This is a genomic window from Litorerythrobacter xanthomarinus, assembly GCF_046254955.1.
Taxonomy (GTDB): Bacteria; Pseudomonadota; Alphaproteobacteria; order Sphingomonadales; family Sphingomonadaceae; genus Qipengyuania_C.
The window spans coordinates 658,595-682,314 of sequence record NZ_JBJXRG010000001.1 but is presented as its reverse complement, the minus strand read 5'-3'; the positions used below and the strand labels follow the sequence as shown (position 1 = coordinate 682,314).

The 23,720-nt window shown below is 60.6% G+C and carries 25 protein-coding genes; 12 read left to right on the top strand and 13 right to left on the bottom strand.

Annotated features, from left to right (window positions below):
• Positions 1-23 precede the first annotated feature (23 nt).
• From ACEWMW_RS03535 to ACEWMW_RS03515, 5 genes are all read left to right on the top strand, one after another.
• Positions 24-893, top strand: a complete 870-nt coding sequence (locus tag ACEWMW_RS03535; RefSeq protein ID WP_409412509.1) for an alpha/beta fold hydrolase — start codon at positions 24-26, stop codon at positions 891-893.
• A complete protein-coding gene (locus tag ACEWMW_RS03530; protein ID WP_409412508.1) occupies positions 893-1,447 on the top strand; it encodes a pyridoxamine 5'-phosphate oxidase family protein in 555 nt (184 codons plus the stop codon). The genes ACEWMW_RS03535 and ACEWMW_RS03530 overlap by 1 nt, the downstream gene beginning before the upstream one ends.
• 39 nt (positions 1,448-1,486) lie before the next feature.
• A complete protein-coding gene (locus ACEWMW_RS03525; protein ID WP_409412507.1) occupies positions 1,487-2,182 on the top strand; it encodes an endonuclease/exonuclease/phosphatase family protein in 696 nt (231 codons plus the stop codon).
• Positions 2,183-2,339: 157 nt separating this feature from the next.
• Complete coding sequence (locus ACEWMW_RS03520) at positions 2,340-2,678, top strand: P-II family nitrogen regulator (RefSeq protein ID WP_409412506.1); 339 nt, start codon at positions 2,340-2,342, stop codon at positions 2,676-2,678.
• A gap of 32 nt (positions 2,679-2,710) precedes the next feature.
• Positions 2,711-4,030 (top strand): ammonium transporter, encoded by a 1,320-nt coding sequence (locus ACEWMW_RS03515; protein WP_409412505.1) that lies wholly within the window; start codon positions 2,711-2,713, stop codon positions 4,028-4,030.
• A gap of 130 nt (positions 4,031-4,160) precedes the next feature.
• On the opposite strand, the gene ACEWMW_RS03510 is transcribed toward ACEWMW_RS03515, so the two are convergent.
• The 4 genes from ACEWMW_RS03510 to ACEWMW_RS03495 are packed head-to-tail and all read right to left on the bottom strand — an operon-like array spanning position 4,161 to position 7,552.
• The gene (locus ACEWMW_RS03510) at positions 4,161-5,750 is read right to left on the bottom strand and encodes a GMC family oxidoreductase (protein WP_409412504.1); all 1,590 of its coding nucleotides are present in this window, start codon (positions 5,748-5,750) and stop codon (positions 4,161-4,163) included.
• A 24-nt stretch (positions 5,751-5,774) separates the two neighbouring features.
• Positions 5,775-6,701 carry a sterol desaturase family protein gene (locus ACEWMW_RS03505; protein ID WP_409412503.1) on the bottom strand — a complete coding sequence of 309 codons (927 nt, stop codon included), beginning with the start codon at positions 6,699-6,701 and terminating at the stop codon, positions 5,775-5,777.
• Positions 6,694-7,104 (bottom strand): hypothetical protein, encoded by a 411-nt coding sequence (locus ACEWMW_RS03500; protein WP_409412502.1) that lies wholly within the window; start codon positions 7,102-7,104, stop codon positions 6,694-6,696. Before ACEWMW_RS03500 ends, ACEWMW_RS03505 begins: the two co-directional genes overlap by 8 nt.
• A 7-nt stretch (positions 7,105-7,111) precedes the next feature.
• Positions 7,112-7,552 carry a protein tyrosine phosphatase family protein gene (locus tag ACEWMW_RS03495; protein ID WP_409412501.1) on the bottom strand — a complete coding sequence of 147 codons (441 nt, stop codon included), beginning with the start codon at positions 7,550-7,552 and terminating at the stop codon, positions 7,112-7,114.
• Positions 7,553-7,859: 307 nt separating this feature from the next.
• On the opposite strand from ACEWMW_RS03495, the gene ACEWMW_RS03490 reads away from it, so the two are divergent.
• The 7 genes from ACEWMW_RS03490 (at position 7,860) to ACEWMW_RS03460 (ending at position 14,723) form a co-directional block, all read left to right on the top strand.
• Positions 7,860-8,612, top strand: coding sequence for a cold-shock protein (locus ACEWMW_RS03490; protein WP_409412500.1), 753 nt, complete (start codon positions 7,860-7,862; stop codon positions 8,610-8,612).
• Positions 8,613-8,735: 123 nt separating this feature from the next.
• Positions 8,736-9,923 (top strand): aspartate aminotransferase family protein, encoded by a 1,188-nt coding sequence (locus ACEWMW_RS03485; RefSeq protein ID WP_409412499.1) that lies wholly within the window; start codon positions 8,736-8,738, stop codon positions 9,921-9,923.
• Entirely contained in the window at positions 9,923-10,888 is a 966-nt protein-coding gene (gene argF / locus ACEWMW_RS03480) for an ornithine carbamoyltransferase (RefSeq protein WP_409412498.1), read from the top strand. Before ACEWMW_RS03485 ends, argF begins: the two co-directional genes overlap by 1 nt.
• 46 nt (positions 10,889-10,934) lie before the next feature.
• Positions 10,935-11,843 carry an Hsp33 family molecular chaperone HslO gene (gene hslO / locus ACEWMW_RS03475; RefSeq protein WP_409412497.1) on the top strand — a complete coding sequence of 303 codons (909 nt, stop codon included), beginning with the start codon at positions 10,935-10,937 and terminating at the stop codon, positions 11,841-11,843.
• 134 nt (positions 11,844-11,977) lie between these two features.
• Positions 11,978-12,340 (top strand): DUF3617 family protein, encoded by a 363-nt coding sequence (locus ACEWMW_RS03470; protein ID WP_409412496.1) that lies wholly within the window; start codon positions 11,978-11,980, stop codon positions 12,338-12,340.
• A 57-nt stretch (positions 12,341-12,397) separates the two neighbouring features.
• Positions 12,398-13,105: a 7-cyano-7-deazaguanine synthase QueC gene (gene queC / locus ACEWMW_RS03465; RefSeq protein ID WP_409412495.1), complete on the top strand. Its 708-nt coding sequence runs from the start codon at positions 12,398-12,400 to the stop codon at positions 13,103-13,105.
• Positions 13,083-14,723, top strand: a complete 1,641-nt coding sequence (locus ACEWMW_RS03460) for a spinster family MFS transporter (protein ID WP_409412494.1) — start codon at positions 13,083-13,085, stop codon at positions 14,721-14,723. The genes queC and ACEWMW_RS03460 overlap by 23 nt, the downstream gene beginning before the upstream one ends.
• A gap of 8 nt (positions 14,724-14,731) precedes the next feature.
• Here ACEWMW_RS03460 and ACEWMW_RS03455 read toward each other — a convergent pair whose 3' ends face one another.
• The 9 genes from ACEWMW_RS03455 to ACEWMW_RS03415 form a co-directional block, all read right to left on the bottom strand.
• Positions 14,732-15,280, bottom strand: coding sequence for a superoxide dismutase family protein (locus tag ACEWMW_RS03455; protein WP_409412493.1), 549 nt, complete (start codon positions 15,278-15,280; stop codon positions 14,732-14,734).
• A gap of 108 nt (positions 15,281-15,388) precedes the next feature.
• Positions 15,389-16,498 (bottom strand): OmpA family protein, encoded by a 1,110-nt coding sequence (locus ACEWMW_RS03450; protein ID WP_409412492.1) that lies wholly within the window; start codon positions 16,496-16,498, stop codon positions 15,389-15,391.
• A gap of 200 nt (positions 16,499-16,698) precedes the next feature.
• On the bottom strand, positions 16,699-17,151 hold the full coding sequence (locus tag ACEWMW_RS03445) for a DUF2793 domain-containing protein (RefSeq protein ID WP_409412491.1): 453 nt from the start codon (positions 17,149-17,151) through the stop codon (positions 16,699-16,701).
• Positions 17,152-17,191: 40 nt separating this feature from the next.
• Positions 17,192-19,381 carry a phage tail protein gene (locus ACEWMW_RS03440; RefSeq protein ID WP_409412490.1) on the bottom strand — a complete coding sequence of 730 codons (2,190 nt, stop codon included), beginning with the start codon at positions 19,379-19,381 and terminating at the stop codon, positions 17,192-17,194.
• 19 nt (positions 19,382-19,400) lie between these two features.
• Positions 19,401-19,811 (bottom strand): NlpC/P60 family protein, encoded by a 411-nt coding sequence (locus ACEWMW_RS03435; RefSeq protein WP_409412489.1) that lies wholly within the window; start codon positions 19,809-19,811, stop codon positions 19,401-19,403.
• Positions 19,808-20,623, bottom strand: coding sequence for a DUF2163 domain-containing protein (locus tag ACEWMW_RS03430; protein ID WP_409412488.1), 816 nt, complete (start codon positions 20,621-20,623; stop codon positions 19,808-19,810). The genes ACEWMW_RS03435 and ACEWMW_RS03430 overlap by 4 nt, the downstream gene beginning before the upstream one ends.
• Positions 20,620-22,947 carry a DUF2460 domain-containing protein gene (locus ACEWMW_RS03425; protein ID WP_409412487.1) on the bottom strand — a complete coding sequence of 776 codons (2,328 nt, stop codon included), beginning with the start codon at positions 22,945-22,947 and terminating at the stop codon, positions 20,620-20,622. The genes ACEWMW_RS03430 and ACEWMW_RS03425 overlap by 4 nt, the downstream gene beginning before the upstream one ends.
• A gap of 9 nt (positions 22,948-22,956) precedes the next feature.
• Positions 22,957-23,529, bottom strand: coding sequence for a tail tape measure protein (locus ACEWMW_RS03420; RefSeq protein WP_409412486.1), 573 nt, complete (start codon positions 23,527-23,529; stop codon positions 22,957-22,959).
• Positions 23,522-23,716: a phage tail assembly chaperone gene (locus tag ACEWMW_RS03415; RefSeq protein ID WP_409412485.1), complete on the bottom strand. Its 195-nt coding sequence runs from the start codon at positions 23,714-23,716 to the stop codon at positions 23,522-23,524. Before ACEWMW_RS03415 ends, ACEWMW_RS03420 begins: the two co-directional genes overlap by 8 nt.
• Between the last annotated feature and the right edge of the window lie 4 nt (positions 23,717-23,720).

Below are 23,720 nucleotides of genomic sequence, written 5' to 3'. Positions count from 1 at the left end.
GCGCCGCGCGGCATGGAAGTGCCATGAACGGTTCAGGACCCACATCGCAGACCTTTGTCTCGCAGCGCCTCAAGCTCAACTACTTCGATTGGGGCAACAGCGACAAGCCGCCGCTCGTCATGGTGCATGGCGGGCGCGACCATGCCCGCAACTGGGATTGGGCGGCAGAGCAGCTGCGCGACGATTGGCACGTCGTGGCCATGGATCACCGCGGACACGGCGATTCGGACTGGGTGTCTGACGGGAATTACCATTCCAACGACATGGTCTACGATCTTGCGCAGCTGGTTCATCAGCTTGGCGCAGGGCCGGTGACGATCGTCAGCCATTCGATGGGAGGCAATGTCGCACTACGCTATGCCGGGGTGTTTCCGGACATGGTGAAGAAGATCGTTGCGATCGAAGGGCTGGGTCCCAGTCCCTCGCGTCAGGAGGAAATGCGCCAGACGCCCTATCCCGAGCGCTTTGCCGAATGGATCGGCAAGAAGCGCGCCGCTTCGGGCCGTTCTCCGCGCAAATACAAGAGTATCGAAGATGCCTTTGCGCGCATGATCGAGGAGAATTCCTACCTCACCGAAGAGCAGGCACGGCACCTCACAATCCATGGCGTCACGCGCAATGAAGACGGCACCTACACCTGGAAATTCGATCCGCATCTCAATGTCTGGGGCGTGGAGGATATAGCTGACGAATTCCTCTACGAGATCTGGGGTGCGATCATCGCGCCGACCCTGTTGCTTTACGGTGCGGACAGCTGGGCCTCGAATCCCGAGAAAGATGGCCGCATCCGGTATTTCAATAATGCCCAAGTGATCGAATTCGAACAGGCCGGGCACTGGCTCCATCACGACCAGTTCGAGCGGTTCATGCAAACGCTGAAGGATTTTATCTGATGGCCGATTTCTTCGATGCCCTGGAAGACAAGCACGTCGCAATGATCGCCAAGCAGCCGGTCTTCTTCGTCGCTACAGCGGCCGAGGATGCCCGGATCAACCTCAGCCCGAAGGGTTACGATGCGTTCCGCGTGCTGTCGCCTACGCGGGTCGCCTATCTCGACCTGGGCGGCTCGGGCAACGAGACGCATGCGCATCTGTCAGCGGACGGGCGCATTACGGTGATGTTCTGCAACTTTGATCGGCCCGCGTTGATCCTGCGGATCTACGGCAAGGGCAGGCCGGTGCTGCCGCAGGACGACGAGTGGGAAGCACTGGCAGCGCACTTCACCTTGCTGCCGGGAACACGGCAGATCTTCGTGATCGATGTCGAAAGCGTGCAGACCTCATGCGGCTGGGGCGTGCCCTTCATGGAATATGAGCGCGAGCGCGAGACGCTCAAGAAAGCGCATGCGCAGTCCGATCCCAAGGAGTGGGAGGCTAAGACCGCTGGACGGACGAAAAGCATCGACGGGCTGCCGACCCGCGCTACCGATCGCTATATTGCAGGATAAGCAGGCACTGATCGCGAGCCGATGCGTTAAGTCACCAACGTGCAGCTGACCTTCGCCAGTTATAACATCCACAAGGCGGTCGGGCTTGACCGCAAGCGCGATCCCGAACGCATCCTCTCGGTTTTGCGCGAGATCGATGCCGACGTCATCGCCTTGCAGGAAGTCGACCGCCGTATCGGCCAGCGAGCAAGCGTGATCCCTCGCGCGGCGCTGGACGATTCCCCGTGGCGCGCGGTCCCGGTATCGCGCAGGGCGCGCAGCCTCGGTTGGCACGGCAATGCCTTGCTTGTGAGAAGAGGCATGAAGATCATCGATTCAGAGCCGCTGGATTTACCTACTCTCGAACCGCGCGGTGCGGTGCGCGCCGACCTCGAACATGACGGTCAGGAATTCCGCGTCGTCGGCATGCATCTTGACCTCTCCGGCCTGCGTCGCCGCGACCAGATCAAGGCGATCCTGCGCAAGTTGCGGGAAAGCAGTTCCGACAAACCAACCGTATTGATGGGCGATTTCAACCAATGGGGGCGAGTGAGCGGCGCTATGCGGGTTTTTGGCGCTCATTGGACCATGATTGCGCCGGGGCGCAGTTTCCCGAGTCGGCAACCGCTGGCGCGGTTCGATCGGATAGTGACATCCGATCACTGGTCATGTCACGAAGCAGACGTGCATCATACCGTGCTGTCTGCCCAGGCTTCCGACCATTTGCCGGTCTGGGCCACGCTCCGCAGTGCCTAAAATATCACCATTTGCCTAATTTCTAAGCAAATAGGGAATTGCGCCTGCGACTGCCCAGTGTGTAAATACCTGTAATTCTGAGACATTCTGATTCTGGCATGCCCCTTGCTGCATGTGCGAAGTCGGCGACGGGGCCGGCCAATAGAAAGGGGCACGGATGAAGTTCATCATCGCCATAATCAAACCATTCAAGCTCGACGAGGTGCGCGAAGCGCTCTCGGGCATCGGTGTCGCCGGGATGACCGTTTCGGAGGTCAAGGGTTTCGGCAGGCAGAAAGGCCAGACCGAGATCTATCGCGGGGCCGAATACTCGACCAACATGCTTCCCAAGGTGAAGCTCGAGATTGCAGCCGGTGACGACCTTGCGCCGCAAGTGATCGAGACAATCCAGCAAACCGCCAGCACCGAAAGCATCGGCGACGGCAAGATCTTCGTCTTCGACCTCGCTTCGGCAACTCGCATTCGCACCGGCGAAACCGGCGACACCGCCCTGTGATGAGGGCTCTAATCGACATGAGGGGCACCCCAATGATCCGCACACTTTCCGGCCTCGCGGCCACGGGCGCTGCGCTTTTCGCCAGCAGCGCCGCCTTCGCACAGGAAGCGGCTGAAGCTGCCGCTGCCGTTCCCAATCCGGGCAATAATGCCTGGATGATGACATCCACCCTTCTGGTCCTGCTGATGATCCTGCCGGGCCTGGCGTTGTTCTATGGCGGCCTGACCCGCTCGAAGAACATGCTTTCGACCATGACGCAGGTCGGCGCTACCGCCGCGCTGGCGATGCTGGTCTGGGTGATGTGGGGCTACTCCACCGCATTCGGCCCCGAAGGCAACGCCTTCTTCAGCTGGGGCAATGCTTTCCTGATGGCGAGCACCTACGAGAGCACCGCGGCGACATTCTCCGACGAAGTGATCTCCGAGTTCGTCTTCATCAGCTTCCAGATGACCTTCGCGGCGATCACTGCTGCGCTTATTCTGGGCGCGACGGCTGAACGCATGAAGTTCACCGCCGTGATGGCATTCGTGCCGATTTGGCTGACAATCGTCTATTTCCCGATCGCGCATATGGTCTGGGCCGGCGGCGGACTATTGTTCGAAGATGGCGCGCTCGACTTCGCTGGTGGCACTGTGGTGCACATCAACGCGGGTGTTTCAGGTCTTGTACTGGCTTACCTGCTGGGCAAGCGTCGCGGTTATCCCGCTGAGCCGATGCCTCCGCACTCGATGACGCTAACGCTCGTCGGCGCAGGCCTGCTGTGGGTTGGCTGGTTCGGCTTCAACGCAGGTTCGGCGCTTGAAGCCGATGCCTTTGCCGGCCTCGCCATGCTCAACACCTTTGTCGCGACGGCTGCTGCTGCGCTGACCTGGATGGTGATCGAGCGGATGATGGGCCACAAGGGGTCCGCTCTGGGCTTCGCTTCCGGGATCATCGCTGGCCTGGTCGCAGTCACCCCGGCTGCGGGCAATAGCGGGCCATTCGGCGCGATCCTCCTCGGCATCGCTTCCTCGGCAGTCTGCTACTTCTTCGTCGCCAAGATCAAAGCCAGGTTTGGCTATGACGACTCGCTGGATGCTTTCGGCATTCACGGCGTGGGCGGCATCGTTGGCGCCATCGGCACCGGCCTGGTCTACCAGCCGTTTCTCGGCGGCCCCGGCGACGGCTCGACCGCGGTTGGCGAGCAGCTCTGGACCCAGACTTTCGGTGTCCTTGTCACGATTGGCTGGGCCGGTGTCGGCACGCTGATTGCTGGTCTCATCGTCAAGCTCCTGATCGGCCTGCGGGTTGATGAAGAGAGCGAAGTGGACGGGCTCGATATCTCCGAACACGGAGAACGCGCTTACAACTGATCACGAGATTGGCGGGTGGGGATTTCTCTCCTCTCCATCCCTGCCCGCCTCCCCATGTTCCTCCTGCGAACATACGACTATCCGGGCCGGGGCGCTAAGCTCCGGCCCCTTTTTCGTAGGTAGCGCAGGATCAGGCGGTGGCCGCTGCCTTGACGAATTCGGCACAGCGCTCGCCGATCATGATGCTCGGCGCGTTGGTGTTGCCGGAGACAAGGCGCGGCATGATTGATGCATCGGCAACCCAGAGGTTCTCGACGCCCCTGAATGCCAGCGTCGGATCGACCACGTCATTGTCGTTGGGCCCCATCCGGCACGTGCCGACAGGGTGATAGATCGTGTCCGACACTTCGCGAATGCGCTTTTCCAGCGCTTCGTCATCATTGTAATCGATCGGGTGGCGATCGCGTGCACCGGTCTCGGAGAGCGGCGGTGTTTCCGCGATCCGCGCCATCAAACGCGCCCCTTCCTTGAGCAGTTCCATATCGCGATCGTCCGAAAGGAAATTCGGGTTAATCGAAGGCGCATCGCTTGGATCAGCGCTGTTCAGTTTGACCCAGCCCCGGCTTTCCGGGCGCAAGACGCACACATGGAGCGAGTAGCCGTGCTCCTTCAGCTTCTCGCGCCCGTGATCCTGGATGATGGCTCGCATAAAATGATATTGCACATCAGGCGCGGGGGCGTCGGGGCGGATCTTCACGAACCCTCCGGTTTCCGCGATGTTCGAAGTCATCAAGCCGGTGCGATGCTTACGATATTCGAAGTACGACTTCGCCACAGCAAGGATTCCGCGCAGCGACCCACCAAACAGGCTGAGGTCGTTGAGCTCATAGCTGGTGAGGAAATCGCAGTGATCCTGCAGGTCTGCGCCCACCGCATTCTTGTCGAGCTTCACATCGATGCCGTGCTTGCGCAGCTCTTCACCCGGTCCAACACCCGACAGCATCAGAATTTGCGGGGAGCCAAATGCGCCCGCCGATAGCACCACGCCGCCCGTCGCCTTGATCGTCTCGCGCTTGCGCCCACGCTTGATGGTTACACCCGTCGCGCGCCCGTCTTCGATCTCGATCCGCTCGACCAGCGCACCCGTTCGGATGTCGAGATTGGAGGAATTCTCGAGCGGTTCGATAAATGCGCGCGATGAGGACCAGCGCTCGCCATTGCCTTGCGTAAGTTGGTAGACCCCGACGCCTTCCTGGCGTGCGCCGTTGAAATCGTCATTGCGCGGGATCTGCAAATTGGCGGCTGCGTCGATAAAGGCGTGTCCGATAGGGCTGGGGCTGATCGCATCGCTCACGCGCAACGGACCATCAGCGCCATGGTATTCATCTCCGCCGCGAGCATTGCCTTCCTGTCGCTTGAAGACGGGCAATACGTCGTCCCAGGCCCAGCCGGTGCAGCCGAGTGCGGCCCAGTTGTCGTAGTCCCATGAATGACCGCGAATATAGACCATGCCATTGACCGCGCTCGATCCGCCGAGGCCGCGCCCGCGTGGCTGGTAGCCGACCCGTCCGTTCAATGCTTCCATCCGCTCGGTATCGAAGCGCCAGGTGCTGCTCTTGGGCATAAAGCCCAGAAAGCCGGGCGTGCGGGTGAAAACGTGCTTGTTCTCGCCGCCTGCTTCGATCAGGCAAACGCGCTTGGTGCCATCTTTGGCCAAGCCCGCAGCTGCGGCGCTTCCCGCGCTACCTCCGCCGATGACGATATAGTCGAACTGGTCCATGATTATCCTCACTTTGAAGAAAGGCTAGGCGGGCCTCTCGCTTCTCGCAATCGGGTTTTCATTCGGGACCCGTCTTTGCCGAGATAACCACCGCTCGCGGATCATGTCCGAAGTGTCACGGCTGCCGTCATGCGTCCAGCCTGGTGGCCGCCACAGGTAGGAGAATTTGTGACGCCACGGCGCGCGCCAGACATCCTGTGCAATTCCGATCCATTCATGAAACACTGCCCACAGCAAGTTGAAGCTGCCCAGCTGCTTGACGATGCCGTAGCGGATGCGCTCATCGCTGGTTTCCGCTTCGAACGTGCCAAACATCTTGTCCCAGATGATGAAGACCCCTGCGTAATTGCGGTCGAGATAGCGCGGATTGGTCGCATGGTGCACGCGGTGGTGGCTTGGCGTGTTCATCACTGCTTCGAACCAGCGCGGCATGCGGTCGATCGCCTCGGTGTGGATCCAGAACTGGTAAATCAGGTTGAAGCCAGCGCAGATCGCCAGCATCCCGGGATGGAAGCCGATCAGGATAAGAGGCAGGCGGAAGAGGAAACTGCCGGCGAAGAAGCCGGTCCAGGTCTGCCTCAGCGCGGTCGAGAGATTGTAATGCTGGCTCGAGTGGTGATTGACATGCGCCGCCCAGAACCAGCGCACCCGGTGGGCTGTGCGATGGAAAACATAGTAGGCAAGATCGTCGAGCACGAAGGCGATCGGCCAGACCCACCATTCCCACCCGATATCGAACAGGCGGAATTCGTAGACCCATAGCGTGAGCGCGACGACGAAGCCGCCGAACAGGACGCCCGCGACCGTGCTCCCGAGCCCGAAGGAGAGGCTGACCAGCGTGTCTTTCGGCTCGTAGGCATCCGGACGCCGCTTCCGCGCCCACACCATTTCGATCAGGACGAGCAAGACAAACCCTGGCACGGCGTAGTCCACCGGTGAAAAGTCAGGCATGGCGTGATCCGGCTATCGCAGCAATCCGTTCTTGCCATGGGCCTGGATCGGAAAGCTTCATCCGCAAATCACCAAAGCGCCGGTCTCCCGTCCGCACTTCCAGCCGATCTTCCTCGACTGCCGAGCCGCTGCCGGGACCAAGAAGGCGACCGGCAAACTTGTTGCCGTGCTGGCGCATGATCATAACCTGCCCGGACCCATCGCGCATGATTGCGGACCGACCGTCGCTACCAACTTCAATCTCTTGAGGGTCGAACCCGTTCAAAACCTCGTCGGCCAATTGACGCGCATGGTCTTCGCTTTCGATTCGTAACTCGCCGCCGAGGCCAAGCTTCTTTGCTATCCACGCCAGAACCAGGATCGCAAGCAGGGATCCGACAAACTGGATGGCCGCCGCGCTCATTCTCCAGCTATCCGCCAGCCTGTGATGCGAGCATATCCATTGCCGGCCTGACCGGCGAAACATCGTAGCCGGCCGCCATCGCGCGGCTGGCGATGTCATCGGGATCGCGCCCGATTGATGCTTCCGCCAGCGCCCATAACAGGGTCGAGCGTGTTCCCGAGCGGCAATAGGCGAGCACCTTGCCCTCGGCATTATCCAACGCTTCGCGCATCGCTGCGACCTGGGTTTGGCTGAAACCCGCGTGCGTAATTGGAATGTGTGCGAATGCCATGCCGCGCTCTTTCGCCGAAGCCTCGATCTCACCTACATTGAGCTGCCCGGGTTCTTCGTCATCGGGGCGATTGCACACAATGAGGCCTACACCATCCGTGCCTGCGGTTTCGAGGTCGGCCAGCGAAATCTGCGGGCTGGCTGACACGGTATCTGACAGCTTGCGAAAATCGCTCACGTGGGTTCACCTTCTCTTTGCAGGCCGGATGGTCTGCACTCCTGTATCACGTCCTGCCGATGCATCGAGCAGCAGACAAGCCAGAACATACCTGCTCCCCGGCTCGATATGCGAAAATGTCACAAAAGAACGGCAAGAAAGCAACAAATGTCAAATCGCTCGCAACACGTGGTTTTTCACGCTATGCAGGGGGTTTGAAAGGCGGGGGTAGGTCGATTCTACACGTTCCTGCTGTGGCAGATCCAGTTTGCGGCCCGGATCTTCCATGCTGAGTGTTTGGGCGGCGTGACAGGATACGACTAGAATTATGGGTTACGATAAAGGGCGTCGCCGCGGTAGGGACAAGCGCGACGGTTTCGGTGAAGACAGCTTCGATCCTTTCCAGGGTGGTGGCGATTTCGGTTCACGTGACAATTTTGGCGGCGGAGGCGGTGATCGCTTCGGCGGCGGTGGTGGCGGCGACCGTTTCGGTGGCGGCGGCGGCGATCGCTTCGGCGGCGGTGGGGGCGGTGGTCCTCGCGGCGGCGGAGGCGGTGGCGCCGGTGGTGGGGGCGGTTTCAACCGCATGCCTGCCCAAGTCGTCGGGACCGGCAAAGGCACGGTAAAGTTCTTCAATTCGCAAAAGGGTTTCGGCTTCATCCAGCAGGAAACCGGCGGTGAAGACGTTTTCGTTCACATCAGCGCTGTCGAGCGAGCCGGACTGGAAGGCCTTGCCGAAGGGCAGGAGCTTGAGTTCAACCTGGTTGATCGCGGCGGCAAGGTTTCGGCGCAGGATCTGCAGGTCGTAGGCGAAGTCATCGCTGTCGAACAGAAGAGCGCTCCACCTCAGCGCGAGCTGACCGGCGAAAGAGCGACCGGCACGGTCAAGTTCTTCAATTCGATGAAGGGCTTTGGCTTCCTCGTGCGCGATGATGGCCAGCCCGATGCATTCGTGCACATCAGCGCGGTCGAACGATCGGGCCTTCACGGCCTCAATGAGGGAGAGCGTTACGAGTTCGATCTCGAGGTCGACCGACGAGGGAAATATTCGGCTGTCAACCTCGCGCCCGTCGAGGGCTGACAGCCGGGCTTGCCAGCCGCCGGCGATGGCGGCACAAGCCTCTTATTGATTGATGGGTGGCGGCTCCTTGCGGGGCCGCCATTTGTCGTTTGACTCGTTTCGAAATTCTTCCGGAGATATCCGATGACCATTTCCCCATTGATGCCAGTTTACCCTCGTTGCGGCGTGCGGCCTGTGCGCGGCGAGCATTGCCACCTGATCGACGAAGACGGCACGCGCTATCTCGACTTCGCCAGCGGCATCGCCGTGAACTTGCTGGGACATTCGCATGAGGGGCTGATCGGTGCGATCCAACGTCAGGCCGAGACCCTGATGCATGTCTCCAACCTTTATGGCAGCCCGCAAGGCGAAGAACTGGCGCAGATGCTGGTCGACAATACCTTTGCCGATACGGTGTTCTTCACCAACTCGGGTGCGGAAGCTGTCGAGACGGCGATCAAGACCGCGCGCGCTTACCACCAGTCTGTGGGCGACGACGAGAAGTACGAACTCATCACATTCAAGAATGCCTTCCACGGCCGCACGATGGCAACGATCAGCGCATCCAATCAGGAGAAGATGCATCACGGCTTCCTGCCGCTGCTTGCCGGGTTCAAATATGCCGAGTTCGATGATCTGGAGAGCGCCAAGGCGCAAATGGGTCCGAACACGGCGGGTTTCCTGGTCGAACCGATCCAGGGTGAGGGGGGCATCCGCCCGGCCTCGGAGGAGTTCATGCAAGGACTGCGTCAGCTGGCCGACGAGAACGACCTGATGCTGGTGCTGGACGAGGTGCAGTGCGGCGTTGCCCGCACCGGCACACTTTACGCCCATGAGCAATATGGCATCACGCCTGATATCGTGGCCACAGCCAAGGGCATCGGTGGCGGGTTCCCGCTCGGCGCATGCCTCGCAACCGAGAAGGCTGCGCGCGGCATGGTCTTCGGCACGCATGGCTCGACCTATGGCGGCAACCCGCTCGCCATGGCGGCGGGCAAGGCCGTGATGGAAGCAGTGGCGAACGAGCAATTCCTCGCCGAGGTGCGCGAGAAAGGCGAGCGCATTCGTACGCGGTTGGAGCAATTCATCGGTAACTACCCCGAATTGTTCGAACTTGTTCGCGGCAAGGGTCTGATGCTTGGGATCAAGATGAAGGTCGAAAGCCGGCCCTTCTTCGTCCACTTGCGCGACAACCACCAACTGCTGACTGTAGCCGCCGGCGATAACACGCTGCGCGTGCTTCCACCGCTGGTCATCGGCGATGCCGAAATCGATGAGTTCTTCGAGAAGCTGTCTGCCGGTACGGCCAGCTATGATCCGGAAGCGAGTTGATGTCTAGCGAAAGCCTGCTGGACCTGGCACCGAAGGTGCGCAACTTCCTCGACCTGGGCGATGCCGGCGGTGATGCCATCGCCGCGATGCTGAACGATGCGCAAGATCGCAAGGCTGCTCGTAAGGGTTGGCCGAAAGGCAGAGCCGACGCTGACAAGCCGCTCGAGGGCCATGTGCTCGCGATGATTTTCGAGAAGAGTTCGACCCGCACGCGCGTGAGTTTCGATATCGCCATGCGTCAGCTTGGCGGCACCACGCTGATCATGGACACCGCGACCAGCCAGCTGGGCCGCGGCGAGACCATTGCCGATACGGCGCGGGTGCTCAGCCGTATGGTCGATACAATCATGATCCGGACCGATGACCATGCCAAGGCGCAGGAGCTGGCGCATTATGCTCATGTTCCGGTCATCAACGGTCTGACCGATCGCTCGCACCCATGCCAGATCGTCGCGGATCTCCTGACTGTGATCGAGCATGGCAAGGCGCTGCCGGGGCTCGAATTGGCTTGGCTGGGAGACGGCAACAATGTGCTGCACTCCATCCTCGAAGCTGCGGGACTGATGAAGTTCAATGTCCGTGTCGGCACGCCGGCCGGCTATGAGCCGGACGCCGAATTCGTCGAAATGGCCCGTACGGGCGGGGCGCAGGTCACCTTGACGCACGATGCAAGCACAGCCGCGCAAGGGGCAGATGTCATCGTCACCGATACGTGGATCTCGATGGGCCAGGACCATGCCGAAGCGAAGCTCGCGGCGATGGAGCCTTATCGGGTCGACGAAGCGCTAATGGCGACAGCCAAACCTGATGCGAAGTTCCTCCACTGCCTTCCCGCGCATGTTGGTGACGAAGTCAGCGATGGGGTGTTCGAAGGGCCGCAATCGGTGGTGTTCGACGAGGCCGAGAACCGCATCCACGCGCAGAAATCCATACTGCTATGGGCACTCGGCCACCTAGGTAGCTGAGGAGGGGGCTTCCGCTGGTCTCATTGCTCCCCATATACTGGCCGCAATGAGACAACAGACACCGCAAGCCAAAACCGAGATCTATGCCGACCAGGTGCTGGGCTTCACCTTACCTGCGCGAAATGCGCGGGGCCGCGCCGCTCGGCTTGGCGAACCACTCAGGGAAGTTCTCGCCGCACATGACTATCCGGCGCCGATCAAGCATTTGCTGGCCGAGGCGCTGGTGCTCGCTGCTTTGCTTGGGAGCCTGATCAAGGGCGAGAAATCGCAGCTGACAATGCAGGCCCAGACTGAGCAAGGCGTCGTACGCCTGCTGGTGGTGGATTATCGCGGCGGAGAGCTGCGCGGCTATGTCGATTTTGACGGGGATGCGCTCGCCGAACTTGGAGCAAACCCGTCGCTTTCGACATTGTTCGGCAAGGGCTACCTCGCGATAACCTTCGATGTCGGGTCAGAAGCAAACCGTTACCAGGGTATTGTACCGCTTGAGGGCGAATCCCTGGCGGAAGCGTGCGAGAGTTATTTCGCTCAGTCGGAGCAGGTTCCCACGCTGGTGCGAGTTGCGGTCACGTCGAATGAAATGGGATGCTCGGCGGCAGGTTTGCTGGCTCAGCACCTTCCCGATGGCGAAGAAGGGCGCGAGCGGCTGCACGCCCGGATGGACCATCCAGAATGGGAACATGTGGCGATCCTCGCTGCAAGCATTCGCCACGAGGAATTGCTGGATCCGGCACTCTCTATGGATGCGTTGATCTGGCGGCTCTTTCACGAGGAAGATGAGATACGTATCCAGCCGGGTGCGCAGCTTGAGAAGGGCTGCCGTTGCTCGATCGAGCACTATGAGCAGGTTCTGTCCCAGTTTCCGGAAGCAGAGCGCGCCGAGATGCGTGGCGAAAACGGTGTAATTACAGTCGATTGTGCCTTCTGCTCGAAGAATTTTCCAATCATGCTGTAATTGTTCAGCTTGGTTATGGCATAAGAGCGAACGTGGAAAGATTTGCAGTCCCTCTGGTGAAGCTCCGAAAGGCGCTTTCGCGGCATCAAGCTTTTGGCTCAATTGGGAAAATTGGGACAATGGCGCTTGCCTGCATGGCCTCACTTGCTGTCGTGCCCGCAGGTGCGCAAGCGCCGGGCGCCGACCTGCTTGGAAGTCTCAAGAAGGGTGAGTGGGAAGTTCGCCACCGAGACGGAACGGCGAATGAGCGGATCTGTGTGCGAACGGGCCGGGAGCTGATCCAGCTGCGCCATCAAGGGCAGACTTGCCGACGCAGCTCGGTAGAATCGGAACAGGATGAAATGGCGGTTCAATATGTCTGCCGAGGCAAAGGTTATGGCCGCACCAGTGTGCGAAAGGAAACTGCCACACTCGTACAGCTCGAAAGCCACGGAGTTGCCAACGATCTGCCATTCCATTTCACCGCTGAAGCGCGCTACATCGGGACTTGCGGCTAAGGCAGCCTAGCCCCTGGTCCATTGCGGACTTATCGCGAAGCGGTTAGCGCTCCCGAAATGGTCGGAGATCCCGGAACAACCAAACCAGTTGCGGTCGTGCTGCTTTCGGGCGGACTCGATTCGATGGTCACTGCAGCATTGGCGCGCGAGCAAGGGTTCGACGTGCTCGCGCTGACGATCAATTACGGGCAGCGCCATCGGCGGGAACTTGAGGCGGCGAATGACATCGCCCAGCGGCTTGGCGCCGTTCGTCATATCATGTTGCCGCTCGACCTCCGCGCTTTCGGCGGGTCAGCCTTGACCGACGATATCCCGGTGCCGAAGTCCGGACTGGCAGGCGATATTCCAGTAACCTACGTCCCCGCCCGGAATCTCGTGTTTCTGGCTCTGACGACCGCCTGCGCCGAAGCGGCTGGCGCGAGCGACATCTTCATTGGCGTTAATGCACTCGACTATTCGGGCTACCCCGATTGCCGACCCGAGTTCATTTCGAGTTTCGCTGAGACCGCGCGGCTGGCCACCAAAGCAGGGGTCGAGGGCCAGCCTTTCACAATCCATGCCCCTTTGCAGATGATGACCAAGGCAGAGATTGCCAGCGAATCAGCGCGTCTTGGCCTCGATCCCTCGTGGAGTTGGTCGTGCTACGATCCCCAAGCCGATGGATTGGCATGCGGGCTTTGCGATAGTTGCCGCCTCAGGAGAAATGGCTTTCACGAAGCTGGGTTAGTCGATACCACCCCTTATGCGGCACCAAAGCCGGAGTAATCGGGGAAGAGGTTTGAGCGAGGAAGCCAAGGTATCGGCGAGCGAAGCAGCGAGCCAGAAGGTGCCGACATACAGCTGGTATGCCCTGGGCGTGCTGGTCGTGGTCTACATGCTGAACTTTATCGACCGGCAGATCCTTTCGATCCTGGCCAACGATATCAAGGCTGATCTTGGCGTTTCGGACGACTACCTGGGTTTTCTTTACGGTACCGCATTCGCGGTCTTTTATGCCTTGTTCGGAATTCCGCTCGGCAAGCTTGCCGATAGCTGGAAGCGCATCAGGCTGATGGCCATTGGTCTTGCGCTGTGGTCGACCATGACCGCGCTTTCGGGATTTGCCAAGAACGCCGCAACGCTCACCATCGCCCGTGTCGGGGTGGGGGTGGGCGAAGCGACTGCAAGTCCTTCTGCCTATTCGCTGATCTCGGACTGGTTTCCCGCAAGGCTGCGTGCCACGGCGCTCGCGATCTACTCGTCCGGGCTCTACATCGGCGGCGGTATCTCGCTCCTGATCGGTGCGCTCGTCGTCGAAAACTGGAACGCGACTTACCCTGGAGGCGGACCGCTGGGTCTGGTCGGTTGGCAAGCTGCGTTTCTCGCAGTGGGCATTCCGGGCCTGTTGCTGGCAATCTGGGTTCTGTCTTTGCGGGAGCCCGTTCGCGGCGCGATCGACGGAATGCCGACACCTGAAGATCCGGCACCATGGTCAGGCTTTTTCGATGAGCTGCTGCAAGTCATTCCCCCCTTCACGCTGATCGGAGCGGCCAAGCGCGGCACGATGGCGCTACTCTACAACATCGCAGGCGCGGTATTCTTTGCCGTTCTGGGATGGGTGTTGTCGCAGAATTTTCCCGCCACCTCTTCGATCGTATCGGGCTATTCCGATCAGTGGCTCTTCCTGGGGGTCGGCTACTATGCGGTTTTCAGTTGGGCGATGGGCCTGCGCGCACGCGACTTGCCGACGTTCCATCTCACGTGGGGTTCGCCGGCATTCCTGACGGTCATTCTCGGTTATGGGACGGTCGCCTTCATGGCCTATGCGGCGTCTTACTGGGGTGCGCCCTATGCCGAGCGCACGATGGGTGTCGACAAGAGCGATCTGGGATGGTTCCTCGGCGCGCCTTCCGCGGTTGCGGGATTTCTGGGGGTGATCCTGGGAGGGCGGATGGCGGACTACCTGCTCGAGCGCCGTCCCGATGGTAGGGTCTGGGTGATCCTGTTCGGACTGGTGGGAACTGTGCCGCCTACAATCGTGGCCTATACGACCGACAATGTGGTCATCTTCTATATCGCCAGCTTCTTCACGCAGATGGTTTCCGCATCCGCGCTCGGCGCAGCTGCTGCGACAAGCCAGGCACTGGTGCTGCCGCGCATGCGGGGGCTGGCGACGGCTACGTTCTTTCTCTCGACCACGTTGATCGGCTTGGGAATAGGTCCGTTCCTTGCTGGCTATGTCTCGGCAACCAATGGCGATGATCTCTCGATCGGAATGCTGGCGACTTTGGTCGCTGCACCCTTCGGGCTCGTCATGTTGATCGCCGCGCTCAAGCTGGTGCCTGCGTCGGCAGCAAGCGTTGTAGAGCGCGCCAAGGCTGCTGGCGAAGTCATCGACAAGTAGGTCTGGGACTAGCTCCGGGTCAGGGCACCACAAGCAATGCGAGATCCGGCTGCACCAGCGGGGTCGCTCACGTAATCGTCCGGTCCTTCGTGGATGACAACCGCAGTACCGTCATCGTCAAAGAGATACCCAAGTAGGTCCTCGAGTTCGCCTTGAAGTTCCACCGTGGCATTACCCGACCCATCTGGGCCGATATCCAGGTTGGGGAGGTCGCCAAGGTGCTTCCCATCGGGATTTTCGCTGCCGTGGCTCTTGCCCAGCGGATTGAGGTGTCCGCCGGCCGATGTGAAATCAGTCGCGCTGCAGTCGCCGGCGGTGTGGAGATGGAATCCGTGCGGCCCCTGCGCAATGCCTTCGACCTCTACCGCGACCATCAAGCCGGATCCGTCACCCGACAGCACGGCTGAACCAAGCACTTTGCCTTCCGCATCGGCCAGTTCCGCAGTGGCCAAGGGCTGGATGAGCGGCTCTCCTTCAGAGACCTCCTGCGGTTCGGAAGTACAACCCACAAGAGCGGTTAGTGAAGCAATCGCGGCAAAGGTTATCGATCGTGGCATGTTGGATCCTTTCGGATATGGGTTACACAATGACTATCGGTTCCGCGCAACAAAAAAGGGGCCGGATTTCTCCGGCCCCTCTCTTTTGTTTGTTCGCCTGAGCGAGACTTACATGCCCGAACCCGGACCGTAAGTGATCTCAACGCGGCGGTTCTGCAGTTCGCGGACACCGTCAGCAGTCGGAACGCGCGGCTCCGATTCACCGAAGGCTTCGCTCGAAATGCGACCGTCTGGAACACCGCGGCCCGCGAGATAATCACGCACCGATGAGTTACGACGCTCAGCCAGACCCATGTTGTAGGACACAGTACCCGAACGGTCAGTGTGACCTGCGAGCATGACCGAAGCCATACCGCAATCAGCGTAAGCCGAAACGGCGTTGTCGAGGATCGTCGCTGCTTCCGGAGTGATGTCCGACTCGTCCCAGTTAAAGAAGACGATGTACGGGCCCGTGTTGCACACCGGAGCCGGAGGCGGCGGCGGAGGCGGTGGGGGCGGAGGCGGCGGCGGCGGAGGCGGCGGCGGCGGAGGAGGCGGCGGAGCCGGCTCATCACCACCGAAGTTGAAGGTGAACGTTCCGAGCAGCGAGTGCGAACGGAAGTCTGCTTCGTGCTCGCCGCCAACAGCATCAACCACCCCAACGCTCGGTGCGTTGTAGAATCGATACTTCAGGCCGGCGTCGATGTTGTCAGTCAGCGGAGCGCGAACGCCAGCGAGGAGCTGCCAGGCGAAACCGCTGTCGGAATCATCAACGATTGCTGGGGCGCGTTCCCATACCTCGAAATCCATTGAGGTTCGAGCGACGCCCACACCACCGCCGACAAAGCCCTGCAATCCATCATCAGGCCCGAAGTCGAGCAGACCATTGAGCATAAAACTGAGCGAATCAGCGCTCCCGCGTGCAGTGTAAGTACCAGCCGGAATACCGAGCGGTGCGACATAATTGTCGAGAGTGGCTTCATCGACATCGGCTTTGCGATAGCTTGCTTCGGCTTCAAGACGGAAGCCGCCGAAGTCGTAGCCAACGATACCGCCGAAGTCATAGCCCTTGTCAAAATCCAGGCTCTGCACATTGTCAGCGGTCTCAAGTTCGAGATCGAGGTCTTCGACTAGCATGACACCGCCATCGAGTTCGACGTACCATTGATCGTCGCGGGCGAGGGCAGGCGTTGCAAGGGCCGTTGAGGCCATTGCCATTCCTAGGACCAGTTTCCGCATTATTTTATTCCCCTTAATTAGCGTAATTTAGCCACCGAGTGGCAGGTTTTTATCTCTTCCTCATTTCTGAGGCAAGCGGACACTCGTCCGCAACTGTTGCAAGAATGTCTCTTTTACCCTCCTATTGGGCAATTCATTTAAGGATTACGACCCTCCTGTGCGGTTGAAACGCAAGCAGACAGACATGGTTCCGGTCAATCTCACGAAAAAATCCCTGCATCGCGAAGTGTTTCGATAAGGTTTACGATAGCATCGCGTGCCTCATTGTCGATTGAATTGCCGCCGCTCGGAGCCGCAGGTGCGGCGGGTCGTTGCCAGGCACCGTCAAAATACAACATCCCGCCACTTGAAAGGTCTTGTAGCCGCATTCCAGGTCGTGGCTCGACAATAAGCCATTGTCCAGCCTGCCAAGAGGCAATGGAAGATGCACTTGCATCCCATTCACCGGTCGGGGCGGGGCCGATCAACCATGTTTCACCCTCAAGAGGCGAGACAGGGGGTGTGTTGCTCTCTCCCTCCACTGCCGCGTGTAGCAGCGCGTCGGACAAGGCGTGTGCCTCATTGATATAGAAGTCTTTTTGCGCTTGGCCGGAAAAGAGGTTGGGAAGCTTGTAGCGCGGGGTCGTGTTCGTGAAGCTGACAGGGGTGACCATGAAGAAATCTCTCGTTTCTTGGGGCTGAAAGAATTTGGACTTAGGATATGCTGCCGAGCAGCAGTGGATCTGACTGGGCGTGGCTGCCGATCTGGCGCACCCAAACCTGCTCGCCGAGGTAGTCTGTTTGGAGAACCGCCCACTGGGCCGCATCTATTTCAAGGATGGGTTCGGAGGTTTCCCACCGCATGAACGGTGCAGCAGCTGGTCCGAGCCCTACCCGGTAGCTTTCGGACTGTTCGACCAGCGGGACATCCACCTCGTCAATCCAGACCCAGGCGCCGCGTGCTCTTCGAGTCCATGTAAAGCAAACCGAGCCTTCGATTGTCAGGTCTTGCCGGGGATGTACGGGGGTCGGTGGCTTGCGAGTCAGTCCGACATTCTCGATCGGCGCATAGGCTGGCACAAAGTCCGCGGGCCCTATCGCTGCCAATTGGTCGGCACCGGTGACCGACCCGTTTTCGAGCGCTAACAAGCGGTCATCCAGCAAAGTAACCGATGCGCCTAACGCGTGGCCCAAAGCGGCGGGGCTTTCGGTGCCGCCGCGACCACGCAGCAATCCGCTCAGCCGCCAATTCGTTTCATCGATCTTTTCGGCTTGAGCAAATTGGATGATTTCACTCCCGACGAGGAGCCGATTGGCGCCGAATGCGAGCCCATTGAGCGAAGCGGACTGCAATTCGGTGTCTCCGTAGTAGAACTCGACATCGATCCGGCCCAGAAGGTCCGAGCGGACTGAAGAGGATGCTGCGAGGGGCGCGGTGAGTATCCCGCCTGTTGCATGCGTACGGCTAGACCTGTCGGTGGAGATGAGTTCGCCGGCGATCTCGGCGAATATGGAAGCACCGGGCCAGCCGGCACCTTCTGACATGGTCGCGGCAAAGGCAATCGGGACGTCGAGCTGCCCGGTCGTCTCGAAGGGGAGCTCGAATGCCCTCAATATAGTTGGTGTAACTGCGAGGTCCGGCGAACTCCAGGAGCGCCCGGGATCGGTAACTGAGACCAAGTCTGCTGCCCCACCCAAGCGTACAAGTTCGAGCTCAATACCGCCTTCGCGCCATTCCCATCCTTCCACGCGCCATGCACCCGAAAATCCCGGTGCGGTAACGACACTACCCGGTCGAACCGCAGGATCGAGTTCGACCGCCCGCCAGGACAGCAACTCCCTGCGCTGAAGCGCGTCGGTTGCGGCTTTGTCTATCAAGCCACGCGCGATGCCCGAGGTGAGGGTCCCTGGGAATTCGATCGCTCGCGGCTGAGCATTGGCAGCGCGCCCGATCGCCCTTTGCGTACCGGGTTGGTAGTCGCGTCCGGGATCATAGTAGCGCAGGATATCGGGCCGTAGCCGGTCACCCGCATCGCGCCTTTTGCGATATCCTTCGAACTCGCCGAAATCGCCAGCTTCCCAGGCAGATGCAGCGGAGGTAAGGACTGCCGGGGTCTGTTGGCCAAGCTCTGCTTCATTGCCAATCGCAATATTCGCACCCTGCGTGCTTGCAGATATCGGGTAAATACTATCGATGATCTCCAGCGTCTGCCCGAGTGTGCCGCCCTCCCACGAAAAGCCGCCGATCGACGTGTCGATTCCGGATTGCTCCGGAATGGCTTTATCTATGCCGCCGAGCATTTCAGAGACGACCTCATTTCCGGCTCCTGAAAGTACTTCGAAGCTGAGCGCGGGGATGCGATTGCCGAAATCGCCCAGTTGCAGATCCTCGAATACAACGTAGGCGGTATTGCGGAATGCCGGACAAGAACCGCCCTCTGCAGAATACAAGAGGGGATCGAGCGGCTGGTCACCCCATCCCTTGTAGATTCGGAGCTTGCCGCCGGTCTTGAGATCGCCGGCGGCGCCGCGCAGGAGATTGCCATCGGCCCAGATGCGTCCGATTGAATCGATGGGGTTGGAGGAAAGCGCAACGGCGAAGGAGACCGAATAGCTGTAGGAGGTGGTCTTGGGTTTGCCCTTGCCGCCGCCACTGGTCTCGCGTTGCTCTTTGAGGTTGGTGGACCAAATAACGGTGCCGGCGGCGCGCATTGAACCGTAGTGCCGGGCGATGGGCTGGCCATAACTTGAGGTCGTGACTGAAAGTTCCTTCAGTCTGGGACCTTCACGCCCGCGACTGCCGAGAACGCGCGAATCGATTTGTTGCCCGGCGATCGCGCCGATCGCACCTCCGATGGGGCCGCCGAAAGCAGTACCAACAGCAGTGAGCAGCAAAGTTGCCATGGCATTCTCTCTTTCGAAATTAGGTCAGGCGCCAATGGTGCAGGACCGGGTCGGCGAGCGTTCCGGTGCTCTGAACGACACGGCGAAGTCCCGCGTGGGCGTGGACGAAGGATTCCGGGCCTGCTGCAATCAGCAAATGGTTTTGCGCAGGACCCGGCGAGGAATGAATGATATCACCGCAGCGAACCGGCCCATTCGCGGATTGTAATCCCACACGATCCGCAAATCGCAGAAGATGGTCGACGGAGCGATTGCGCAGTCGATAGTCTTGCGGCGTTGGGACAACCTGCGATCCGCGTGCGCGTTGCAAAGCCAAGGCAACCAATCCGATACAATCGATTCCCGTTGCAGGGTCGCGTCCCTGCAGGCGGAAGGGGGTGCCGACCAACGCTTTAGCTTCCGACGCTACGCGCTCTCCCAATTCGCTCATTGCGGGTTGGGATATTGTGCCAGCAAGTCATTTCCGGGCAGATACGGTTCGCCCTGGAAATTGATCGCGTTGCTAAAACGTGAGTTGCAGGTCGAAAGTAGGTGATCGCAACCTTGGCGTATCAGCGCTCTCGTGCCGGTCGGTATCTGGCCAGAGAAATCCTGCTCGATCACGAGGCCCGCCGGATCGGCCGCCATAATCCGCGAGATCCGTCCGGCCAAGGGTCCGCCTAACCAGCGAATCTCGCCGAACTGGAAATCCGCGAAGTTCGGCAGGCCGAAATCGACCTTCTTGTTGGCGGGATCGGAACCGATGATCGCCGCCTCTTGTGTGACCATTGCCGCAGGCAGCGTGCAGCCAGGCCCGCAAAAATCGGCTCGGCAGGTTGGGCTTGTGCGCGCAATCGGATCAATCCCGAAAATCGCCTTGGCCGAGGCGAGCTCGGCGGAAAAGCGCGTACCTTCCTCTTCTACGGCACCGATCGATCCGCCAAACAGGATCTCGCGCTCAAGCGTTTCCCAGTCGACCGCGCCGACCTCTACCAGTGCGCTATCAAACCTGCCTGCGGCCAGATCGTCGGGAGAAAGACTCGCATGGGTCAGCGCACCCTGCATTTCCGCAGAATCGCCGGAGAAGCCTGCGGTCTTCCTTATCGACGACGGCAACATGCCGGGCGCCGCGCGGTGCACGGTGCCATCGAAATAGAGATCGCGGTCGTGACTGGTGAAACCGAGCGTCACGCCATCGCGGCGATAGATGCGCCAGAATGTGGCGACGCCTTCGAGCTCGGTAGCAAAGAAGACTCTGCTCATACGGCCTCGCGGATTTCGACGAGCGGCACGGAAGGTGCTTCGCCAGCGGTAAAGTCGATTGCGCTGATATCGAGCCGGTCTTCGGCGAAGCGCACCGGGACATCGAACAGAAAGCCGGCGCGCACGACGGCGCCATCGGCGGGAGCAGTGCCGAAAGTGATGACGCCCTTTTCGCCCAGTGACCAGTCATTGGCGAGAATACCATCTACGCTTAGCAGCACCGATCCGGCGCGCGGGCGAGTAATAGCGCGGACCTGCGGCTCGCTGCCATCGCCGTAGTTTTTCACCAGTTGGAACGTGGCGGTGAGCCCGTCGCCTGTGCCGATATTCTGGTCGAGCATGGTCGGCGAGTTCGTCATTTCGTTCGAACTGAAGTCCCACGGATCGGTGAGCAGGAAGCCGCGCGCTGCACCGCGCCGGGCGCGGAAGAATGCGATCAAGGTACGTAGCTCGTCTTCGGAGCGCACTCCGGGGCCGACATCGAAGCGTAGCCGTGCATCGGACCACAGCGAATTGCGCCGCTCGTGACCGGACGCTGTGACTGCCACCGAAGTCGAGAATTCGGGGCTGACGCCCGTATCGCGGCCCAGTGCGAGCGGATAGGGCACTTCGTCGAAGGCCTGCATGTCGTCATCCTTGATCGAGGGGAGGCGGGTGTATCCATCGCGCGCGACCTGCGGCAGCGCCCAGACGAACACTTGCGAAATGCCACGGGCTGCGGCTTCGTCGAGCGCGCTATCGATGCGAGGCCAGTAGCTCTCGGCATCTTCGGGCTGCAGCACGAAACCGGCGAAATAATCCTGTTGCGCAAGCGGGTAACCGAGCCGGGAATCGACTTCGGCATATGCTGCGCGGCGCAGGCCCTCGGCACCGTCAGTGAGCCAATCGTAATCTTCCAGCTGCAACCGGTCGAAGGCCGGGTATGCCCAGCCCAGCGGCAGGTTGGCACGCTTCAGCTCGGGCATATCTTCGGCGAGGATTGTCGGCGTGAAGCTGAGCAGGAGGACTTCGGAATTGGCCCCGATCGCCGCGGTGCGGATGGCTTGGGTTAGGTCGGCTGTCGATTGCGCGAGCAGCGCGCCCGCCGCATCAAGGAGGTCCTTCTGGTCTTGTGACAGCGGCGCGGTCATATCCGGGATTGTGACCGGATTGCCGCCCAGAGCAGCCTGGGCTGCATTGTCATAGAGGCAAATCTTGCGACCTGCGGGCGTCACCCACCACCATGGCTCGCCGATCTGGAACAGCACCGGCAATGCGGCCTCGCGCATCAGGGCAACGAAATTGGCGGCGACCGAATGCAGCCAGCCCATCGCCTGCGCATTCGCGGGAGACAGCAGGGCGGAGGGAGGTACCCACCCGGTCCGCGCCGGTTCGCCATCATAAGCGACTTGCTGCCACTCGGCGGGGCAATGCGCGGCGAAGAGTTCGTAGGACAGCGAGGCTATCGGTTCGAAGCCTTGCTCGCGGCAGCGGTAGAAATAGTGCGCGTGCCAGGCGCGCGCGGGTTCGCACAATGTGCCATCGGTCTCGACCAGGAAATCGCTTCCCACCTGCTCAAGCCGGAAGAAGTGGCTCATGCCCAGGTAATGGACAATCCGGTTCCGGTACCCAAGGCCGCGGATGTTCCGCAGCAGCCGCTCGGGCGTCTGGTTGTAGGCATCATCATAGGCAGTCGCCATCTGCACACCGTGCTCGGGCAGCATGACATCGCCGACCTTGAGCATCGCGTGATGGCCTTCGCATTTGAGCGCGCGCAGTTCGGCCCAGCCATTGGCCCGGGCGGGGAGCGGGTCGCTCCCGCCTTCGACATATCCGGGCGGGACCAGCGAGATGAACATGCGGTCGATATCGGATGGGTGGACCGGGTCGCCGGGGAGGACATAGCCGCCTTCCAGCTCGGAGAAGTTGATGGTGATCCAGGCATCTTCGGGCGAGCCCACAGCGTAGTTCCAAAGCCGCACGTACCATGCCTTCGGATTGCCGCTTGCGTCGCGGCCTTCGATCGTCAGTGTCGGCCCGTTCGGCTGGTCGAGCGGAACGAGGCCGGACGAACGGTAGCGGAATGTCAGCGCGGTATGCGCATAATCGCGCTTGGTCTCGTAAGCGAGCAACGGATGGTCGAGCGTATCTTCGCTGTCCCAGATTACGCCTGCCAGATCGCCCTCGTTGTGGAACTCGCACTCCACCCGCAGCACGTCGGGAGAAGACGCGATTGCCGAGGCCATCATCGGGCGCGGGAAATCGACCGTCCAGAAGCGCGGATCGAAGCGCTGGAGCCAGTCGGTCTCCTGCCCTTTGCGCTGGTCGCAAAGCCAGAATGCCATGTGCGTTTCCTAGATACTCAGCGATCTGCGAACAGCAGATGCGACCTGCTTGGCCGAACGCTGCAGTGCGACCGGGGCTGCTGTGCCTCGCGGTGCGGCAAGGTTGATTGCAACGCGCACATCGCCCGGGCGCTGGCGAATGGCGTCATGCGATTCGACCCGGCCTGCGCTGGTGGGGACAAACAGTTCCGGACCGCGTTCGCCGACCACGTAGGGCCGCAAGGGGGAGACCGGTCCGCCCGTCGCGCGCCCAGGCAGGCCAAACAGCGATCCGACCAGCCCGCCGAATATATTGCCGAGACCTCCGCCGCCGGACGGGCCGAACAGCGCGCCCAGACCCGATTGCAGCGCTTGGCTAGCGATCTGGTCGATCGCGTTGAAAGCCACGCGTTTCAAATCCTCGAAGCCAAGGCTGCCGCGCCGGATGGCGGAGAGCAGGCCGCGCTCGAGTACATTGCCAGCCTTGGCAAAGCCGTCGATCAAATTGGCATCGAGCGACGAGCGCATTTGCTGCACGTCTGCCGCGAAGCCTTGCGTCGATGCGCGCACTTCGACCAGCAGTTCGTCGATTTCATCATCCATGGCGGTCGCTTTCGATCAATTGTTCGATTTCGCTACGGCTGGGCGGGGTGCCCTCGGTAGCGGGGGTGTCGAGGGCCAGAGCCAGTTCGGCCGGGGTGGCATTCCAGAAATCGTTCGGCCTCCAGCCGAGCAGTCTTGCGGCAATTCCGGCGAGGCGTCTGGCGGAGTTGGCGAAGGTGTCGCTCACCCGC